Here is a 2,338-nt window from a genome sequence, read left to right as displayed (position 1 = left end):
CCTATACGGCGATCCTGAAGACGCTCGAGGACCGCGACTATGTCGCCATCGACAAGCGCAAGCTTGTACCGCAGGCCAAGGGGCGGCTGTTGTCGGCCTTCCTCGAAAGCTTCTTCGAGCGCTATGTCGAATATGATTTCACCGCCTCGCTCGAGGAAAAACTGGACGAAATCTCGGACGGCAAGCTCGCCTGGAAGGATGTGCTACGCGATTTCTGGAAGGATTTTTCGGGCGCCGTCGCCGACATCAAGGAATTGCGCGTCACCGACGTGCTCGATGCATTGAACGAAGAACTGGCGCCGCTGGTGTTTCCCGCGCGGGAAGACGGTTCGAACCCCCGGATCTGCCCGAAATGCGGCACCGGCAACCTGTCGCTGAAGCTCGGCAAATTCGGCGCCTTTGTCGGCTGTTCGAATTATCCCGAATGCTCCTTCACCCGCCAGCTCGGCGACGCCGCCAACCCCAATGGCGAAAACGGCAATGGCGAGGACGGCACCAAGGTGCTTGGCAAGGACCCCTACACGGCGGAGGAAATCACCCTGCGCAGCGGTCGTTTCGGCCCCTATATCCAGCGCGGCGACGGAAAGGAAGCCAAGCGCTCCAGCCTGCCCAAGGGCTGGACGGTCGATTCGATCGACCACGAAAAGGCACTCGCCTTGCTGTCGCTGCCGCGCGACGTCGGCAAGCATCCGGAATCCGGCAAGATGATCTCGGCCGGGCTGGGGCGCTATGGCCCGTTCGTGCTGCATGACGGCACCTACGCCAATCTCGACAATATCGAGGACGTGTTCTCGATCGGTCTCAACCGCGCCGTGTCTGTGATTGCCGAGAAGCAGTTGAAGGGCCCGGGCGGCCGCAATGGCGGCACGCCCGCCGCCTTGAAGGAGCTCGGCGAGCATCCGGCTGGCGGCGGTAAGATCGTCGTGCGTGACGGCAAATACGGGCCTTACGTTAATTTCGGCAAGGTCAATGCGACGCTGCCGAAGGGCAAGGACCCGCAGTCGGTGACGATCGAGGACGCGGTGGCGCTGATTGCCGAGAAGGACGCCAAGGGCGGCAATGGCGGCAGAAAGCCCTTCCGCAAAGCGGCCGCACCTGCCAAAAAGCCTGCGGCGGCCAAAAAACCGGCGGCCAAGAAAGTGGCCAACAAAAAGGGATAGGGCATCGTGGCGCGCAGGGTATCCGGAAGAAGTCATGGCGATCTGCGCACCGCCGACACGAGAGCCAAGGTTAGGGATAACTACCGGCCGTCCCGCGACGAGATCCTGCGCTACATCGCCGAAAATCCGGATCGCTCAGGAAAACGCGATATCGCCAAGGCGTTTGCGCTGCGCGGCGAGGACCGTATCTGGCTCAAAGACATTTTGCGCGACCTGCAGGATGAGGGCCTGCTGACCAAGGAACGCAAGCGGCTGGCCCGCGTCGGCGCCCTCGCCCATGTCGCCGTGCTCGACATCTTTGGCCGCGACGCCGACGGCGTGCTGCTGGCGCACCCAACCGAAGCCATTGGCAACGGCGAGCCGCCCGTCATCGCGATCCGCGTGTCGCGCGGCGGCGGCGGCCCGACTCCGGGCATCGGCGACCGCGTGCTGGCCAAGACCTTTCCAACAGATGACGCGACGGGCCCCGCCTACACCGGGCGGGTGATGAAGATCTTCGAGAAGCGCACCGATGCCGTTCTCGGCGTTTTTCGCGTTCTGCAGGACGGCACCTTCCGCATCGAGCCTGTCGAAAGACGCCAGCCGGAGCTGGTGGTCGACAAGGAATTCCAGAACGGCGCCAAGAACGGCGATCTGGTCGAGGTCGAGCCGGCGCGGGCCTCCCGCTATGGACTGCCCAGAGCCAAGGTGCTGGCGGTGCTCGGTTCGCTGACCAGCGAAAAGGCGGTCTCGATGATCGCCATCCACGCGCATGACATTCCGCATGTTTTCCCGGCAGACGTCATTGCCGAGGCGGAGGCGGTCAAACCGGGGACGCTGGCCGGCCGCGAGGACTGGCGCGAGCTGCCGCTGGTCACCATCGATCCGGCCGACGCCAAGGACCATGACGATGCGGTGTTCGCCATATCGGATCCAGACGAAAAGAACCCCGGCGGCGTGGTGGTTACCGTAGCGATTGCCGATGTCGCCGCTTATGTGCGCTATGGCACCGCGCTCGACCGCGAGGCGCTGAAGCGCGGCAATTCGGTCTATTTCCCGGATCGCGTCGTGCCGATGCTGCCGGAGCGCATCTCCAACGACCTTTGTTCGCTGCGCGACGGCCAGGACCGCCCGGCGCTGGCGGTCCGCATGACCTTCTCGGCCGATGGCCGCAAGCTCAGGCATTCATTCCACCGCCT

The 2,338-nt window shown here is 63.9% G+C and carries 2 protein-coding genes; both read left to right on the top strand.

What is annotated here, in order from left to right; all coding sequences use genetic code 11:
* Window positions 1–1,160, top strand: a 1,160-nt coding sequence (locus tag EOA86_RS31125; protein WP_206630186.1) for a topoisomerase C-terminal repeat-containing protein, incomplete at its 5' end; no start/stop codon positions are given.
* A 42-nt stretch (window positions 1,161–1,202) separates the two neighbouring features.
* On the top strand, window positions 1,203–2,338 hold a 1,136-nt coding region (locus tag EOA86_RS31120; RefSeq protein ID WP_245497430.1), incomplete at its 3' end, for an RNB domain-containing ribonuclease.

This window comes from Mesorhizobium sp. M5C.F.Ca.IN.020.32.2.1 (assembly GCF_004023105.1).
GTDB lineage: Bacteria > Pseudomonadota > Alphaproteobacteria > Rhizobiales > Rhizobiaceae > Mesorhizobium > Mesorhizobium wenxiniae.
The sequence above is the reverse complement of the archived record's forward strand: the minus strand, read 5'-3'. Positions and strand labels throughout refer to the sequence as shown.